A 16,876-nucleotide genomic window follows, 5' to 3' on the forward strand; every position below is an offset into this window, starting at 1 on the left:
ACATAACTTACTTAACAAGGAGAAGAAAAATGGCTCTTATCAAACGCGATCAACAAATTTGGCCCAGAGATTATTTAAGTACCATGTTAAACCAATTTTTACGGCCTTTTAATTATGAAGAAGATACGGGAACAGATGCTAGTTTATGGAGTCCGGCTGTTGATATTAAAGAAACTAATGATAAATATATTGTAACCGCAGATCTTCCGGGTGTAGAAAAAGACGACATTCATTTGTCACTGGAAAATAATGCCTTGACCATAAAAGGTGAGCGCCGCTACGAGAAGACGGAAGAAAAAGAAGGTTTTTCCCGTATTGAACGCATGCAGGGACAATTCTATCGTCGTTTTATACTGCCTGAAACTACGGATGAATCTAAAATCAAGGCAAAATACAAAAAAGGCGTTTTGGAAATTGTTATTCCTAAGAAAGAAAATAAATCCAGAAAGATAGAAGTCCGAGTCGAAGAATAATCAAAAGGCCGAACCGGTTTTCCGGTTCGGATTTCGGTTAGAGCAACGGAACCTTAGGCAGCAGCCATAGCTTTTACGCGGGCGCTTAAACGGCTTTTGATGCGGGCTGCTTTATTTTTATGAATTAGACCTTTGCCAGCAGCTTTGTCAATAACAGGCTGGGCTTTTGCATAGGCTGCGCGAGCGGCGTCTTGATCACCGGTTTCTACAGCTTTTAACACATTTTTGACATAGGTACGGTACATAGAACGTGCGCTTGCATTATGCTGGCGTCGTTTAACGTTTTGGCGTGCGCGCTTAATAGCTGACTTAATATTTGCCACTTACACTCTCCACTCATTACAATAATAAAAAAGATTAATCATGCCTATCTTGACGTAAATTGTCAAGGTGGCTTATGCTTGGTCAGACACTTCAAATTATACTTCATTCGCCTATGTCTGTGACGGAAACCATGCTGCCCAAACGACAAAGTTTACTGCGTTCTACCTCATTGGTATCCGCAATGACGTTTATGTCCCGTATTATGGGCTTTGTACGCGACATGATTTTAGCACAGTTATTCGGCGCGCAGGCAGGAATGGATGCTTTTTTCATCGCCTTTAAAATTCCTAATTTCATGCGACGCTTATTTGCCGAAGGCGCTTTTTCACAAGCGTTTGTTCCGGTTTTAAGCGAATACCAGAAAACAAGAACACTTGAGGAAATCCGTTTGTTTCTGGCACGAATTGCCGGAAGCTTAAGCATTGTTTTAACCCTGGTGACTTTAATTGGCATTATAGCGGCTCCTTATATTGTTTTTATTTTTGCCCCAGGATTTGGGGAGCATACCAGCCGCTCAGTATTGGCGACCGAAATGCTGCGCATCACTTCGCCATATTTAATGCTGGTTTCACTAACGGCTATGGCCGGGGCTATTTTAAATACCTACGGATATTTCGGGGTGCCCGCTTTTACGCCGGTATTGTTGAATATATGCATGATTTTAGCCGCGATTTACCTAAGTCCTCATTTTGCAGAACCGGTGGTAGCGCTTGCATGGGGGGTATTCATCGCGGGGATCGCCCAGTTATTGTTCCAGTTGCCTTTTCTCTACCACAGGAAATTGTTAGTCAAACCCAGTTTGATGATGAAGGATGAAGGCGTAAGGCGTGTTTTGAAATTAATGGTTCCTGCTTTGTTCGGTGTTTCAATCGCACAAATTAACTTGCTGGTGGACACCATTTTTGCATCTTTTCTGGCAGTAGGCAGCGTTTCCTGGCTGTTTTATACCGATCGTTTGACCGATTTCCCGCTCGGAGTTTTTGGCGTCGCCATTGCGACGGTGATTTTGCCGCATTTGTCGCGCCGCCATGCCGAGCAAAGTTCAAACCTTTTTTCTCGCGCTTTGGATTGGGGGTTGCGGACTTTATTGCTGGTTGGTGTCCCTTCCGGGCTAGGTCTTGCCTTATTCGCCATGCCGTTGATAGCAAGCTGTTTTGCTTATGGCGAATTCTCTCTCACTGATGTAGTGCAAACTCAAAAAAGTTTGTTTACCTTGGCTTTAGGCGTGCCGGCCTTTATGATGGTCAAAGTTCTTGCCTCAGGATTTTACGCGCGTCAAAATATTAAAACACCGGTAAAAGTAGGTGCATTGGCTATGGTAGCCAATACTATTTTTTGCGCGTTGTTAATAAAACCCTTGGCTCATGCCGGTTTGACCCTTGCATCCACTCTCGCCGGGTATATCAATTGCGGTATTTTGCTGGTCCTATTGATAAAACGTGATATTTACCACCCATGTCCCGGATGGCGCCGTTTTTTATTGCAATTGGGTGTGGCCAATTTGATCATGAGTGCTTATTTGCTATGGGCGGTCGGTGATCCTGTGCTTTGGGTAGCCAAACCAGTCAGCCTGCGATTGGCTACCTTGCTGCTTCATGTATTGGCGGCTGCGATCATTTACGTATTCTCTTTGGTTCTTTGCGGAATGAGGCCTTCTCAATTCCGAGGGCAAATGAAGGAGTAAGCATGCGAGCGGAAATTTTTTATCAAACCAGAATGGAAGGCGCTTTACCACTTGTGTTGCTGGGTAAAGACGACATGCACGAATTAACTAACCCCTATGATCGTAATTGTTTGGCATCTCAACAGTTTCAGGGCCGGTATGGTGATGTTGGTATCGTGGGTGATGAAAAAGGAAACACCGTAAAAATTTATATTGGGGCCGGCGAAGGAGCAGAGGCACAAGCGGTGGCGCATGCCTTAAACCGTTTGCCCGCGGGCCATTATTTTTTTGAACAACCCTTGTCATTGTCTTCGCAAGTCATATGGTCTTTGGGGCAATATTATTTTGATCGCTACAAAAGAAAAGAGCATTCTCCCAAAATTTTATCTGTTGCAGCGCATGATTTCGCGGAAATATTGGCGCAAGCCGATGCAATTTTTTTAATCCGGGATTTGATTAACACGCCAGCTAATGATATGGGGCCTGCCGAGCTTGCGGATGTGGTATCCCAACTGGCTAAGACGCATGGGGCTGAATTTAAACAATGGATAGGGGAAGAATTATTGCACCATAACTTTCCTGCCATCCATGCGGTCGGGAGAGCGGCGGCTGCCGAACCTCGTTTACTGTCTTTAATTTGGGGGAATCCTGAACACCCGAAGGTCACCTTGGTTGGGAAGGGGGTATGCTTTGATACAGGCGGATTGGATATCAAGCCGTGCAATTTTATGCGGCTGATGAAAAAAGACATGGGTGGAGCTGCTCAAGTCATCGGTTTGGCGCAATGGATTATGGCCAAGCGCTTACCCATCCGTTTGCACGTCTTGATTCCTGCAGTCGAAAATGCCGTATCCGGCAATGCCTACCGTCCCGGGGACATATTGACCATGCGCAATGGTTTGCGGGTTGAAATTGACAATACAGATGCTGAGGGCCGGTTGGTGTTGGCTGATGCACTGGTCAAAGCATGCGAAGAAAAGCCTGAATTAATCATTGATTATTCAACATTAACAGGAGCTGCCCGCACGGCCGTAGGCACTGAAATTTCGGCCATGTTTTCCAATGATGATGCAATGGCGCAAGCTTTATGCGAAGCTGCAAATGAAACCAATGATTATATATGGCGGATGCCCTTACATTCCGGTTATAAAGACTTGCTGGAATCAAGCATTGCCGATTTGGTAAATTGCAGCGGCTCTCCTTACGCAGGTGCAATTACTGCCGCATTGTTTTTACAATATTTTATTAGCGACAACATCCCTTGGGTGCATTTCGACATCATGGCCTGGAACGTTGGCAATAAGCCGGGTAAACCCGAAGGGGGCGAGGCCATGGGCGTACAAGCTGTAGGCCAGTACCTATTTCGGCGCTATGGTTAACTAGCCATCACGCACGCATGGTTTCAATGGTGTGCGTGTGTAACTCACAGCCATGCTTGCGGTATTCCCGGTAATGTTCGCGGCTGATTTCCTTTGCCGCATCATTTGGTGTAACAATTTCCATAATGCGGCGAAATCTCGTGAAAAACGGCGGAATGATGGAAGACATATTAAGAAGAATATCGCTAAATCCTCTTGGCTCGGTGCTGTATCCTATCTGGATAGGTGGAGGTGGCTCCGGGCCTTCACCCTGTAAATTGTGAGGGATGAAACTGTCTTCCTTATAAGTCCATAGCAATTCATCGATTAATTCGGCGTCTTCTTTTTTATTGCAAAAAACAAATACTTGATGGCCACGGGTGTAAGCTTTTTCCAGCAAGCGGCAGGCAGTTAGCCATTCATTTTGCTGGTATTCGTGAGCTAATAAATAAAAATCAATGCGAATAGGCGACATGTTCTAATAACCGTATGAGTAGAGAAACAGGGCGTCCAGTGGCGTTGCGTTTTTTACCCGAAATCCATGCCGTGCCTGCAATATCCATATGCACCCAGCGAAAATTTTCAGCGAATCTTGCAAGAAAGCAGGCGGCTGTAATACTGCTGCCAGCCCGGTCCGTTGCATTGACCATATCCGCAACTGGACTTTCCAATGCTTCCTGATAGGCATCGTCTAACGGCAAGCGCCAAGCCTTATCACCGCTTCGTGCAGCTGCAGATAAAATAAGTTCTGCAAGTTCTTCGTCTTTGGTCATGAAGCCCGTCATTAAATAACCAAGCGCAATGACCATGGCTCCGGTCAGCGTGGCAATGTCAATCACGAATTTTGGCTTAAACCGTTCAGCATAAGTGAGCGCATCAGCCAAAACCAGCCTGCCTTCGGCATCGGTGTTGATGATTTCGATGGTTTGTCCCGACATGCTTTTTACCACATCACCTGGCCTCATCGCACTGCCACTGGGCATATTTTCAGCACAAGCCATTAAGCCGATTACATTTATGGGCAGTTTGAGCAGTGCACAAGCTTTTAATGTACCCAACACCGTCGCAGCACCGGCCATGTCATATTTCATTTCCGTCATGGCATCGGCTGGTTTCAGGGAAAGCCCGCCTGAATCAAACGTGATGCCTTTGCCAACGAGCACGACAGGAGCACCTTCACCGTTCTTATAACTCATTTCAATCAGTTTAGGGGGTTCCTGACTGCCCTGGGCGACAGCGAGTAAGGCGCCCATACCCAATTGTTCCATATCCGTACGGTTCAAAACTTTGGTTTGCAATTCCGGATGTTCCTCTGCGAGTGCCTGAGCTTGCTCGGCAAGAAAGGAAGGCGTACAAATGTTAGCCGGTAAATTGGCCAGGGTGCGGGTCAAACGAAGGCTTTGAGCCAATGCTTCGGCCTTGTATAAGCACGTTGCTTGTGCATTTGGGATGAAAAAAGAAAGGGATTTCAGTCGGTGGGGTTTGTTGTTTTTACTTTTAAAATCCAGAAACTGATAAGCTTGTGCATCAAATTGCAAGATCATGTGTTGCATCTGCCAGTCGGCATCGCGTGTTTCTAATTGCGGCAGGCAAATGGTCGCTGTCTCGACACGCTGTTTTAATAAGGTGGAAACTATATTTTCAATGCATTTGTTTAAGGCTTCGATGCTAAATTTTTCTCGCGCACCACAATGGATAAGTAGCAAGCTTGCGCCGTAACAATCTTCTTGCCAAACTGCATCGCCGGGCTCTGATAATTTATTTGTTAATTTCTGGAAAAGAGCTTGCTGTTCTTTAGGAAAATTACTGGTGAAAGGAGGCAGGGATAGATCGTTTAGAATACCTAAAACCAAGCATTCGCTGGTATGTAAGCTTGGCGCAGCAACCATTTTATATTCCATATGAGTATCCCATGCAATAAAAAATTGCTAGTTTACTTAGGTTTGCTTGAGTTGGCTACTCGAATCTAGGTCAGGTATAGTCTTAACGTTAATTAAGTATTCATGATGGATTTATAAAAGTTTCTTAAGGCCAATTATTACTATGGAATTGCCTCGGTAAATAATAAAGCGAGCATACTTTTTAAGTGGCAAAGCACTTGTTAACCGATATCCCCAATCGGGTTTTTAGTATATAATTTGGCGTTATTGTTAGCTAATTACTCTATTCTTTCAAAAGAGGTGGAAAACCGGTGCTCATTTTTCGCTATTTAGCCAAAGAAGTATTTGTAACCTTGGCAGGTTTGACGACCATCTTATTGCTGATTTTTATGAGTAATCAATTCATGCGTTATTTGACCCGCGCAGCCAGTGGCCAAATTCCCGCTATGTTCATCATGAAACTCATGATGCTCGAATTACCCAATCTCATGGGTTTATTACTGCCTCTTGGCTTTTATGTAGCACTTTTAGTAGCTTACGGGCGTCTCTATGCGGAAAGCGAAATGACCGTATTGCAAGCTTGCGGTTATGGACCCAACCAGCTTTTGAAGCATAGCCTCATCATGGCGACGGTAGTGGCCGTCCTGGTATTAATCATTATGATCTGGGCAAGTCCTGTGATAGCAATCGAGCGCGCCAAACTGCTGCGTACGTCCGGGATACAAACGTTAATTAAGACTATTGTTCCAGGGCGCTTTCGTGAGCTGCCGGGCGGGCGGCAGGTTTTTTATGTGGAGGAAATGAATCCGGCGCATACAGTAGCGAAAAATGTATTTTTGGCAAAACTTGGGGAAAAAGACGGTAAGCAACAATGGAATATATTGTGGGCGGATAAAGCATTTGCCAAAACCGATGCGCAAACTTTTGAAGATTACGTCGTTTTTGAAGAAGGTAAAGCATATCAAGGAATTCCCGGCAGCGCAGATTATGAAATCGCGGAATTTGGTAACTACGAAGCGCGGCTCCCACACCCTGTCGTAGCTTTAAAAAACGATATACGCACATCGGATACGGCAAGCCTTCTTCCTCTGAACAACCCTGATACGCGTAAGGCGGCGGAATTGCAATGGCGACTTGCGGTGCCTTTGATGGTGTTGACCTTAACTCTGGTGGCAGTGCCTTTAAGCCGAGTTAATCCACGTGCTGGCAAATTTGCAAAATTATTGCCTGCAATCGTGCTCTATATCATTTATGCAAATTTTATATTCGTGGCACGTGATTGGCTTATTGTAGGAAAAATTCCAGTATGGTTAGGGATGTGGTGGCTGCATTTGGCAGTAGCTTTGCTGGGATTGTTCTTAATTTGGCGCAATCAGGTGAAATTAGCATGAAGATGAATTTATTAGATCGCTACATCGCCAAAACTGTCATGGCATCGATTGCTTTGATTACGCTGATGCTGGCAGGCTTGCAAGTTTTTATATTATTTGTGAACCAGTTAGATGATTTGGGCAAAGTAAATTATGGCATCGTGGAGGCTGCTGTTTTTATTTTGCTGCAAATGCCTTATCAGGTTTATTTGTTTTTTCCCATGGCAAGCCTTTTGGGTAGTTTAATTGGCTTGGGAATTCTTGCCAACCATCGCGAACTGGTGGTGATGAGAGCGGCCGGAATGTCCGTATGGCAAGTGACCGTGGCGGTGTTAAAAGCAGCTTTGATTACCATTGTTCTGGTCACACTTTTGGGGGAAACTTTAGTCCCAAAATTGGCTGCCCTGGCAGCTGATAAAAAACTGCAAGCCATGAGTGAGGGGCAAGCGACGCGTACAGCCAAGGGAATATGGTTGCGTAATCAAAATGATTTTATCAGCATAGGTTCGGTTTCCAAGGATAATACTTTGCATGATGTGTCACAATTCCGTTTTGACGACACCCATCATATGCAATTGGCGCGCAAGATTGAAAAAGTGGTTTATCAAAATGGTGCCTGGATAGCTTCCAACGTAGCAGAATCCATTATTGGAGGAGACAATACCAAAGCTTCTCAGTATCAGGAAATGAACTGGGATGTGCCGCTAAACCCCAAGATTTTACAAATCAGCGGCAATGAGCCGGATGAAATGACCCTGCCTGAACTAAACCGCTATTTACGCGTGCAAAAAAAGAATCATCAAACTGCTTTGAATTACCAGTTGGCTTATTGGCAGCGTTTGTTGCAGCCATTTACCACGGTGGTTATGATGGTATTGGCCATCCCTTTTATATTTGGTCCCTTGCGCTCCTCTACCATGGGATCGAAACTCCTGGCAGGAGCGGTGATGGGATTCGGATTTCATATCGTCAACCGTATTTTTGGGCCTATAAGTCAAGTGTTTCAGTGGCCTGCTGAAATTGCCGCGTTTGCGCCCACCTTTTTGTTTGCCTTCCTGGGGATGTATTTGATGCGCCGGGTTCGATAAAGATGTTTATCTGGAGGCATTTGTTTGAAGCGCTGCTTAATCCCTTTTTTCTGGTTATTTTCTTATTAACCGTTAGCTGGATATTATTTTTGCGCCAAGCTAATCGTCGCGCCGGCATATTATTGACTATTGCCTTGGCCAGCTTGTTATTGTTAAGTACAGGCATCATTCCTGAATTGTTAACGCGCAAGCTCGAAGATCAATACCCTGTCGTTACTAAAATAAATAAAGATATACATTGGATAGTGGTGCTGTCAGGAGGGCAGGCACAATTTGCCAAGGCTGATGTGGCAATCAACCAAATTTATACAGCAAGCTTACGTCGCCTCATTGAAGGGGTGCGATTATACCGGCAGTTACCGCATGCCAAACTGTTATTATCAGGTGGCGAGTTTGCCGGGGAATTGGCAGAAGCGCAGCAATTGGATTTATTGGCAGCCTGGTTGCAAATTCCCGAAGACAACAGAGTGCTGGAAACTGCGTCCACCAATACGGCGTCGCAAGCTGAGAAAATTAGGCAATGGGTGCGGGATGAGCCTTTTTATTTGGTGACTTCGGCTCTCCATATGCCTAGAGCGATAGCGCTTTGCAGAAAACAGGGATTGCATCCGATTGCAGCACCCACGGATTTTACTTATTACTGGTATGATGAACGCTGGGGAAAATATTATTTACCCAATCCGCATAATTTAGTTTATTTAAACCAAGCATGGCATGAAATAGCAGGGCGGCTTTGGGCATATCTTCACCATAAGTCTTAAGCCCCATCTTTATTTAGCCAGTCTGACAGTACGCTGATGATTTTGCGGGCTTGTTCTTCACTGGAAATGTTAAATTTTGATTTTTGCCAATACTGGTTATTGCGTTTTTGATAGCGCCGTATTGAATATTTAACAGGCCCGTATTCCTGTGCCGTTCGATCCCATTCTTGATAACGAAAAAGAATGGTGGTCCATGCACCTTTCGATAATACGTATTTGTCCAATTCTTTTACTGTATCCATGCCATCTTCGTTGAACGCAATGGTTAAATCTTCAATGGTTTCACTCATAAAATAATTTCCAAAAAAACGGAATGTTAGAAGTTGAAGTGTGCAGCTTACATGCAATTTCTCAAGAGAAATGCACAAAAGCTTATAATTTCAGCCTTCGGCGTTAATCAATGGATTGTAATTGGCCGTTCACAAATGTCAAGGTGAAGGGTTGTTGGAATTGATCAACTTGATAGACCCATACGTGCGGCGGTTCGTTGCTTGGGATAGGCTGATTAATAAACGTATTGTTTACCATATCTGGACTGCCGCAAGCATTATACACGGCGCTTTCATTGTCTCCGACATTTACATTGATGCCATCGCATACGGTCATGGCATTGGTATCTGAGCCATTAAGGCGGATCTCGCTGATTTTGTCGTTGATGATGTCCACTTCAAGGTTAATATTAGTGCCGCTTGGAAGCGACCATTGGTTGTAAATCGGATCAAGGCTTGGATAAATGCTGCCCTTATTGACCGTGGAATAAATCAATTGTTTTACGGGGACTTTTTGTGTCACAGGTCGATTGCTTTCTTCCTTGCTAAGCGGTTCGCCGCAAGCTGCAATCACTTCTGCTTCCGTCATGCCTACATTAATATATCCCTGATTTTGCGGGCAATAGAGAGATTGAACGGCACATGCATCGAATGGAAATAAAAAAATACCAAGCAAGCCAAGATGTTTTAATCTCATTATCCTATCCCCGACATGAGCTGCTATTCTTATTATAGCTTCGTTTGCCTTATTTATGCGTCAGGTACAAGCAATTTCACTCCGGCACTTTCGCCTAAAAGATAACGAAGTGACGTCATATTAATGGCAAAGGTAACGATGCCTGAATGAATAAAACAATAACTTTTAAAATGATCATGATCACAATGGGGGAAAAATCAAATCCTGAAATGTTTGGAATGATTCTGCGGCCAATGCTTAAAGCTGGCTGGGTAATCCGGTATAAAATATCCGCCAGGGGGTGCTTCCACATCGGGTTAACCCAACTCATAATCGCATAAGCAAGGATGGCATAAAACAGTAAATTGCAGGGTTGGATGATGAGATCAGCGAGTACATAAATGAGAATCCATAGCAAAGGCAATGCCATGCCTAAGAACAATATATTGATTAAGGCAAATTTGATGATTTCTATAGCAATTAATACAATGATCGCCGGCCAATCGTAGCGACTGATCAGCGTTTTTACGGGAAATAACCCTGTTATGGGCTTTAACATGGGTTGCGAAAATTTATGCAGCAACTGACTCACGGGATTTAACGCACTGATGCGGAAGTAACGCAGCAAAATACGCAGCCACAATAAAGAAATAAGTAGACCGAAAAAAAGGTGGAATAAAAAATAACCTACCGCAACTAAGCCACTGCCCATGGTAACCTCATGATTGTTCCAGTTCATTTGCACGTTTAAAAGCAGCTTGCATAGCCGTTTCAACGAGAGTATTTAAATTTTGTTGCATGAATATGTCAAGGGCTGCTGCAGTTGTCCCATTCGGTGAAGTCACTTGTTCCCTCAATTCAGCTAAAGGTTGTTTTTTTGCCAAAGACAAGCTTACTGCACCTGCAAACGTTTGTAATGTAAACGATTGGGCAGTTTCTGCAGGAAGCCCAAGACGAACCGCCGCCTGCATCATACTTTCCATAAACAGGAAGATATAGGCAGGACCGCTGCCTGACAGGGCAGTAAATGCATTCATCTGCTGCTCATCATCAACCCAGGCTGCTAATCCGATTTGCCGAAACAATTCTTCAGCCCATTTTTTTTGTAGAGGAGTCACTCGTGCATTGGCAATCATCGGAGTAGCGCTTTTAGCCACTGCAGCGGCAACATTCGGCATGGCGCGCACGATGGCCGGTTTGGTGGTTTTACACTGCTTATCGAACCAGGCCAAACTAAGTCCGGCAGCAATGGAGAGGATTAGGCAACTGGGTGAAAGATGTTCGTTAATTTCTGTTAAGACCGTTTTCATGAGGGCAGGTTTAACCGCCAAAATAAGCACATCAGCATCGCTTAAAAAAGCCAGATTACTGGGATCGGTTTTTATTTTTGCAGTGGACGTGTTTTGGGGCAGGGAAGGAGCGCTGGCCCGCAATTCATAACTGCTGTTTCCTGCCAATCCTGCAGCAATAGCTTTCGCCATGTTGCCAAAACCAATAAAAGTTATTTTCATCGCCGTTCACCGAATATTGCCCTGCCGATGCGAACCAATGTGCTGCCGGCTTCAATGGCTGCACACAAATCATCGCTCATCCCCATGGAAAGGGTATCCAACTGCACATGCAATTGCTCATTCAACTCATGCCGCAAGTGGGTTAAACGCATAAAACTTGCATATTGCTGCTCATGAGTTTGCAATGGTTTGGGTATCATCATCAGGCCGCGCAATGTCAAGCGCGGTAAGTTGAAAACTTGTGCAGCCAGGGTGTGGGCCATTTCCGGCTTGATACCGGATTTTTTCTCATCATCAAAGTTAACTTGCAGGCATATATTGAGCGGTGGCAGATGAGGAGGCCGCAAGTTGTTAAGTGCTTCTGCTATTTCATAGCGGCACAAGCTATGCACCCAGGAAAATTGGCTGGCTATCCCCTTGACCTTGTTGCTTTGTATAGGGCCAATGAAATGCCAGCTGATGGGTAGATGAGCTAATTGCTTAATCTTTAGTTGAGCTTCCTGTAAATAATTTTCGCCAAAATCCCTGATGCCAGCAGTATAAGCTTCAGCAATTGCAGCAGTCGGATGGCTTTTACTGACAGCCAGTAATTTTACTGCACCTGGTTCTCTGTTGCCCGCCTGTTCTGCCTGATGGATGCAAGCTTTAATAATTTGTATACGCTCTGCAATCGTCATATTAACCGCATATTGTTTTCCATAAACCATAGAGTATGGCTGAGATGGCGATTAATCCTATGAAGGTAACAAATCCATTTTGCAGCGGACGCCGATAGATTTTCATCGCAGGAACCGCAGCAATCGCATACATCGGCATAAGAAACAGGATGATGGCAATGATTGGTCCGCCCAATGTTTCTATCATGGTGAGGATATTGGGGTTAAACGTTGCAGCCAACCAGCAACTTAAGATAATAAAACCTTCAATCAGGTATTGCAAAGGCGTCTTGCCTATCATTTTGCCGCGTGATTGCAATGTTTTGCCAAGGAGGCCATGCAAACCTTCGCTCGCGCCCAAATAGTGGCCAAGGAAGGATTTGGCGATGGCAATAAAGGCGATCACTGGGGCGACATAAGCTATAAAGGGTGTATGGAAATGGTTGGCGAGGTAAGAGAGGATGGAAATATTTTGCTGCTTGGCCAAAGCTAAGTCCTGTGAAGATAAGCTAAAAACGCAGCTGAATACAAAAAACATGACGGTGGTAACCATTAAAATATGGCTATTTCTTAAAATCCGTGAACTGTTTTTATCGGCTTTTGCCCCAAACAATTGTTTTTGACTGACGGCAAAAGAAGAGATAATAGGGGAGTGGTTGAATGAAAATACCATTACCGGGATGACCAGCCACAAAGTCATCAGGAAACCATGTGGATGATGCGTGGTGTTTGCGTGGTGGAAAATTGCACCATTCCAGTGCGGCACGAGGTAAAGTGATAATAAAATTAAAATACTGAGGAATGGGTATACAAGATAACTCATCGAGCGAATAATGACTTGTTGCCCAAGACGCACGATACCCATCAAACCGAGAATGAGCAACAAGGCTAACAAAGCCCTTGGGGGAGCAGAAACACCCAACTGGTTAACGATAAAACTGTTGGTTGTGTTGGTTATAGCCACACTATACATCAGTAAGATTGGAAAAATTGCAAAAAAATAAAACAGCGTCAGTATTTTTCCGGCAAAGGGACCAAAATGTTCATCCACCACATCGGTAATATCATTTTTTGCCGCAGAACCGGATAACACAAACCGGCAAAGTGCCTGGTGTGAAAAATAAGTCATCGGGAAAGCTAGAAGGGCCATGATGATTAGCGGCCAGATGCCATGTAAGCCCGCATCAATGGGGAGAAACAGAGTACCCGCACCTATGGCTGTGCCATATAAGCTGAGCATCCAAACGGTATCTTGTTTCCGCTCTTTTACAATGGGTGTTTCTTTAGCTAGAGCTACATCTGGCGGCATAAACTAATCCTCATCATTTCTGTCTAATAACTATCCTGCTTTAATTGCTCACTCGATATAAGAGTGACAAAGATGTTAAGATTTATCACATTCTGTTCTTCTTTCAAAGAGTAGTAGTAGATTATTGATTTGTATTTATACATTATTTTCAATTTAAATACAATATGTTTCGAAAAAATAGGTAATGTCTGGTCAATAATAGCTTAACTTTGGCATTGATTGAGGGAATCAATGCCAAATTATTATACTGAAATGGAAGCTTTGGCTTTCGGCTTTTCCATGGAAAGTTCTATTTCTTTTATAATTCCCGGGAGGAAGGTGTTAACTTTTGCTATTTGAGAATGGGCTATTTGTAACAATTCTTTTTCTTCTTTTGCTGCACTTTTTTCTTTAAGTTGCGTGACCACTGCTTCTACTATCTTCTGTTGCGATGCGGGCTGCAAGTAAGTTTGTAGAGCCTGGAGATTATATACTTGCTCTTGTGGCTCTTTTTCCATGTATTTATCCAATTCCACAAAAAAATTGCTTCTTGCTGCACTTTTAAAGAAAAAATTTCCCTGGTAGCTTTTATCAATTTTATAGGCAAGTGCACTTTTTACACCTTGTAGCGTTCTTATTTCCTTATTGATTTTCTTGGTTAATTCTTTTAATGGATGTATTTTTTCGGGGGCTTGCTCCAGATTTTTAAAGGTAGAATGGCTGATTAAATGACTGATGGCTTTCAGCAAAGCGACGTCATGCATGCGTTCGGGATTGGTCGATTCAAAACTGTACAGAATTGAGTTTTTACTTTTTTCATAAGAGGAAACAATTGAATTGATGCTGTCTATTTCTTTTTGTACAGTTTCCATAGCGCTCGCCAGCTTATTTTTTTCTTTTTTAATTTTTTCCTGTTCTTCCTGTTTTTTTTGTTTAGACAGTCCCATTTTGTTCTCCTTGTTTTTATGGATGCGAGTTTTAAAAATATAACAAGAAAGTGATTATTGAAAGCAGAATTGCTCAGCGAAATTATGCATCCATGTTGGCAATGGCATGTTCTTATATTGGGCTTCCTATGTAATCAGTTCAATTTGAGTGATATTATCGAAGTGAGTAAGTCCAATGCTCGATAACAAGGAAGAAAGAAGATGAAAGTATTTTACGTCTATATGTTGGCAAGTAAGCGCAATGGCACTCTATATGTCGGCCTAACCTCAGATCTGATTAAATGGGTTTGGGAGCATAAAAAATAAGATGGTACCAGGATTTACTGCTCGGTATAATGTTCATCTGTTGGTCTATTATGAAACGCATTCAATTTATCCAGAAGCTGCTCGATGTGCAAAACGATTTAAAAACTGGTGCAGACAATGGAAAATTAATTTGATGGAAGAGCTTAACCCTGAATGGCATGATCTGTATAAAGGAATTTGTTCTTAATCTAGATTCCTGCAAGCCGAGGCATAGGTTGGGGCAATTGTCAACACGGCCCCTACTCTAATTACAAAAATTAAGTATTAACAGGATGTTATTGCCCATGGATATTACCGAATTATTAGGTTTTGCAGTAAAAAACAATTCATCCGATTTGCATCTATCGGCTGGAATGCCGCCCATGATTCGAGTCGATGGGGACTTGCGTAAGATCAATGTTCCTCCTTTGCAACATAAAGAAGTGATAAAAATCGTTTATGACATCATGAATGATAAGCAACGCAAAGAATATGAAGAACATTTGGAAACCGATTTTTCTTTTGAGGTTGCCAACCTTGCCCGTTTTCGCGTGAATGCATTCAACCAGGCCCGTGGTGCGGCAGCAGTTTTTCGTACTATTCCCTCTAAAATTTTGACTCTGGATGATTTGCAGTTGCCGCCTGTATTTGTGGAAATGGCTTCTTACCCCAAGGGGCTGGTTTTGGTAACCGGGCCTACCGGTTCGGGGAAGAGTACCACGTTGGCTGCCATGATCGATTACATTAACAGCAGCCGCTATGATCATATTCTGACGGTTGAAGATCCGATTGAATTCATTCATCAAAGTAATAAATGCCTGGTGAATCAACGCGAGGTACACCGCGACACCCAGAGTTTTAGCGCGGCTTTGCGTTCTGCGCTGCGTGAAGACCCTGACATTATTTTGGTTGGAGAGTTGCGCGATTTGGAAACCATACGCCTGGCCATGACTGCTGCTGAAACCGGCCATCTGGTATTCGGGACTTTGCATACCAATTCCGCCACCAAAACCATAAACCGCATCATTGATGTGTTCCCGGGAGAGGAAAAAGCGATGGTGCGCTCCATGCTTTCAGAATCACTGCAAGCCGTGGTCGCGCAAACTTTGCTTAAAAAAACAGGAGGCGGGCGGATTGCTGCTTTGGAAATTATGATTTGTAATGCCGCCATCCGCAATTTAATTCGCGAAGATAAAGTCGCGCAAATGTATTCATCCATTCAGACAGGGCAAGCACAGGGAATGATGACTCTGGATCAACATTTAACGCAACTGGTCAATGCCAACCTTGTCTCGCGCATCACTGCGAGGGATATTGCCATCAATAAGACCCTCTTTTAATGGGTAATAACAACTCCGGATGCTTTTATGCAGCATCCGGTTATGAATTTGGAAATAGTTGAGTTTATTTCACAGAGGAGATTTGTGCCGTTAGGCATTGCGTTGCAATTCAATCAATTGGCGTATCCCGTGTTCGGCAAGTTGCAGCATGTCGTTAAGCTGATTGCGATTAAAGCTGCCGTCTTCCGCTGTACCTTGAATTTCAATGAAATTGCCTGCTTCATCCATGACCACATTCATATCGGTTTCAGCCAATACATCTTCAGCATAATCGAGATCAAGGACTGGCTGGCCGCGGTAAATTCCTACTGAAACGGCCGAAACCAAATGAAAATCGGGGTGTCTTCTTAATTTTTCGCGCGAGACCATCCAGTCTACGGCATCCTTGAGTGCAACACAGGCACCGGTAATGGCGGCAGTGCGTGTGCCGCCATCAGCCTGAATCACATCGCAATCAAGCGTAATGGTGTTTTCCCCAATAAGCTTTAAATCCAGGCAGGTGCGCAAAGAGCGGCCGATGAGCCGTTGGATTTCGAGAGTTCTACCGCCTTGTTTACCTTTGCTGGCTTCACGTTCACTGCGGCTGTGCGTGGAGCGGGGCAACATGCCGTATTCAGCCGTTACCCACCCTTGATTTTTCCCTTTAAGAAACCTTGGCACCCCATCGATTACCGATGCTGTACAAAGTACACGGGTTTGACCAAATTCCACTAACACGGAACCTTCCGCATGATTAGTGTAATTGCGGGTTATTTTAATTTCTCTTAATTGATCCGCTTCACGATTGCTGGGACGCATATTGATCCTTGATAAAAATGAATGAGTATATCTTATTTAAGTATTACTTTACGAGATAAAAGAGAAGCTGCCATTACAGGGAAATACATAACTGCAACCGAAGGCACAATCTTTGCTTGTTTGTATGCTGGCGGAAGATTATGTATTTGCCTGGCAGGGATGGGTCAGGCGATCGCCTAACCCATATTA

At 43.9% G+C, this 16,876-nt stretch carries 19 protein-coding genes and 1 pseudogene; 9 read left to right on the plus strand and 11 right to left on the minus strand.

The genetic code is table 11. The features are described from left to right. The first annotated feature begins 29 nt into the window (after window positions 1-29). The gene (locus ELY11_RS03645) at window positions 30-473 is read left to right on the plus strand and encodes an Hsp20/alpha crystallin family protein (RefSeq protein WP_126954070.1); all 444 of its coding nucleotides are present in this window, start codon (window positions 30-32) and stop codon (window positions 471-473) included. Between the two features lie 53 nt (window positions 474-526). Here ELY11_RS03645 and rpsT read toward each other — a convergent pair whose 3' ends face one another. Next, a complete protein-coding gene (gene rpsT / locus ELY11_RS03650; RefSeq protein ID WP_126954069.1) occupies window positions 527-796 on the minus strand; it encodes a 30S ribosomal protein S20 in 270 nt (89 codons plus the stop codon). Window positions 797-909: 113 nt separating this feature from the next. On the opposite strand from rpsT, the gene murJ reads away from it, so the two are divergent. Together murJ and ELY11_RS03660 are read left to right on the plus strand one after the other, a co-directional pair. After that, on the plus strand, window positions 910-2,481 hold the full coding sequence (gene murJ / locus ELY11_RS03655) for a murein biosynthesis integral membrane protein MurJ (protein ID WP_126954104.1): 1,572 nt from the start codon (window positions 910-912) through the stop codon (window positions 2,479-2,481). A gap of 2 nt (window positions 2,482-2,483) precedes the next feature. Then, window positions 2,484-3,839: a leucyl aminopeptidase family protein gene (locus ELY11_RS03660; RefSeq protein ID WP_127032547.1), complete on the plus strand. Its 1,356-nt coding sequence runs from the start codon at window positions 2,484-2,486 to the stop codon at window positions 3,837-3,839. A gap of 7 nt (window positions 3,840-3,846) precedes the next feature. Here the strand turns inward: ELY11_RS03660 and ELY11_RS03665 are convergent, their stop codons facing one another. Together ELY11_RS03665 and ELY11_RS03670 are read right to left on the minus strand one after the other, a co-directional pair. After that, window positions 3,847-4,293, minus strand: coding sequence for a DNA polymerase III subunit chi (locus tag ELY11_RS03665; RefSeq protein ID WP_126954067.1), 447 nt, complete (start codon window positions 4,291-4,293; stop codon window positions 3,847-3,849). Then, window positions 4,274-5,719, minus strand: coding sequence for a leucyl aminopeptidase (locus tag ELY11_RS03670; protein ID WP_127032548.1), 1,446 nt, complete (start codon window positions 5,717-5,719; stop codon window positions 4,274-4,276). Before ELY11_RS03670 ends, ELY11_RS03665 begins: the two co-directional genes overlap by 20 nt. A 290-nt stretch (window positions 5,720-6,009) precedes the next feature. Between ELY11_RS03670 and lptF the strand changes: the two genes are divergently transcribed. From lptF to ELY11_RS03685, 3 genes are read left to right on the plus strand one after another with little or no spacing between them, the layout of a single operon-like run. Next, window positions 6,010-7,089, plus strand: coding sequence for an LPS export ABC transporter permease LptF (gene lptF / locus ELY11_RS03675; RefSeq protein WP_126954065.1), 1,080 nt, complete (start codon window positions 6,010-6,012; stop codon window positions 7,087-7,089). Beyond that, window positions 7,086-8,156 (plus strand): LPS export ABC transporter permease LptG, encoded by a 1,071-nt coding sequence (lptG, locus tag ELY11_RS03680; RefSeq protein WP_126954064.1) that lies wholly within the window; start codon window positions 7,086-7,088, stop codon window positions 8,154-8,156. Before lptF ends, lptG begins: the two co-directional genes overlap by 4 nt. A gap of 20 nt (window positions 8,157-8,176) precedes the next feature. After that, window positions 8,177-8,917 (plus strand): YdcF family protein, encoded by a 741-nt coding sequence (locus tag ELY11_RS03685; RefSeq protein WP_233579616.1) that lies wholly within the window; start codon window positions 8,177-8,179, stop codon window positions 8,915-8,917. On the opposite strand, the gene ELY11_RS03690 is transcribed toward ELY11_RS03685, so the two are convergent. The 7 genes from ELY11_RS03690 to ELY11_RS03720 all read right to left on the minus strand — a co-directional run bounded on the left by ELY11_RS03690 (window position 8,914) and on the right by ELY11_RS03720 (window position 14,264). Beyond that, window positions 8,914-9,207, minus strand: a complete 294-nt coding sequence (locus ELY11_RS03690; RefSeq protein WP_126954062.1) for a hypothetical protein — start codon at window positions 9,205-9,207, stop codon at window positions 8,914-8,916. The two genes, ELY11_RS03685 and ELY11_RS03690, sit on opposite strands and share 4 nt — an antisense overlap. 103 nt (window positions 9,208-9,310) lie before the next feature. Continuing rightward, window positions 9,311-9,883 (minus strand): DUF2845 domain-containing protein, encoded by a 573-nt coding sequence (locus tag ELY11_RS03695; RefSeq protein WP_126954061.1) that lies wholly within the window; start codon window positions 9,881-9,883, stop codon window positions 9,311-9,313. A 115-nt stretch (window positions 9,884-9,998) separates the two neighbouring features. Then, the gene (locus tag ELY11_RS03700; RefSeq protein ID WP_233579618.1) at window positions 9,999-10,601 is read right to left on the minus strand and encodes a YggT family protein; all 603 of its coding nucleotides are present in this window, start codon (window positions 10,599-10,601) and stop codon (window positions 9,999-10,001) included. Beyond that, the gene (gene proC / locus ELY11_RS03705; protein WP_127032549.1) at window positions 10,582-11,373 is read right to left on the minus strand and encodes a pyrroline-5-carboxylate reductase; all 792 of its coding nucleotides are present in this window, start codon (window positions 11,371-11,373) and stop codon (window positions 10,582-10,584) included. The genes ELY11_RS03700 and proC overlap by 20 nt, the downstream gene beginning before the upstream one ends. Further along, on the minus strand, window positions 11,370-12,050 hold the full coding sequence (locus ELY11_RS03710) for a YggS family pyridoxal phosphate-dependent enzyme (protein WP_127032557.1): 681 nt from the start codon (window positions 12,048-12,050) through the stop codon (window positions 11,370-11,372). Before ELY11_RS03710 ends, proC begins: the two co-directional genes overlap by 4 nt. 1 nt (window position 12,051) lies before the next feature. Further along, complete coding sequence (locus ELY11_RS03715) at window positions 12,052-13,338, minus strand: SLC5/6 family protein (RefSeq protein ID WP_126954058.1); 1,287 nt, start codon at window positions 13,336-13,338, stop codon at window positions 12,052-12,054. Window positions 13,339-13,580: 242 nt separating this feature from the next. Further along, window positions 13,581-14,264, minus strand: a complete 684-nt coding sequence (locus tag ELY11_RS03720) for a hypothetical protein (protein ID WP_127032550.1) — start codon at window positions 14,262-14,264, stop codon at window positions 13,581-13,583. A 201-nt stretch (window positions 14,265-14,465) separates the two neighbouring features. On the opposite strand from ELY11_RS03720, the pseudogene ELY11_RS03725 reads away from it, so the two are divergent. Together ELY11_RS03725 and ELY11_RS03730 are read left to right on the plus strand one after the other, a co-directional pair. Continuing rightward, window positions 14,466-14,757 (plus strand): annotated as a pseudogene (locus tag ELY11_RS03725) (GIY-YIG nuclease family protein). 97 nt (window positions 14,758-14,854) lie between these two features. Beyond that, complete coding sequence (locus ELY11_RS03730) at window positions 14,855-15,889, plus strand: type IV pilus twitching motility protein PilT (RefSeq protein WP_126954056.1); 1,035 nt, start codon at window positions 14,855-14,857, stop codon at window positions 15,887-15,889. Between the two features lie 90 nt (window positions 15,890-15,979). Here ELY11_RS03730 and rph read toward each other — a convergent pair whose 3' ends face one another. Then, window positions 15,980-16,687, minus strand: a complete 708-nt coding sequence (rph, locus tag ELY11_RS03735) for a ribonuclease PH (protein ID WP_127032551.1) — start codon at window positions 16,685-16,687, stop codon at window positions 15,980-15,982. A 21-nt stretch (window positions 16,688-16,708) separates the two neighbouring features. Between rph and ELY11_RS12390 the strand changes: the two genes are divergently transcribed. Continuing rightward, complete coding sequence (locus ELY11_RS12390; RefSeq protein WP_158615167.1) at window positions 16,709-16,867, plus strand: hypothetical protein; 159 nt, start codon at window positions 16,709-16,711, stop codon at window positions 16,865-16,867. Window positions 16,868-16,876: the final 9 nt, after the last annotated feature.

Source organism: Legionella septentrionalis (assembly GCF_003989745.1).
Lineage (GTDB): Bacteria > Pseudomonadota > Gammaproteobacteria > Legionellales > Legionellaceae > Legionella_A > Legionella_A septentrionalis.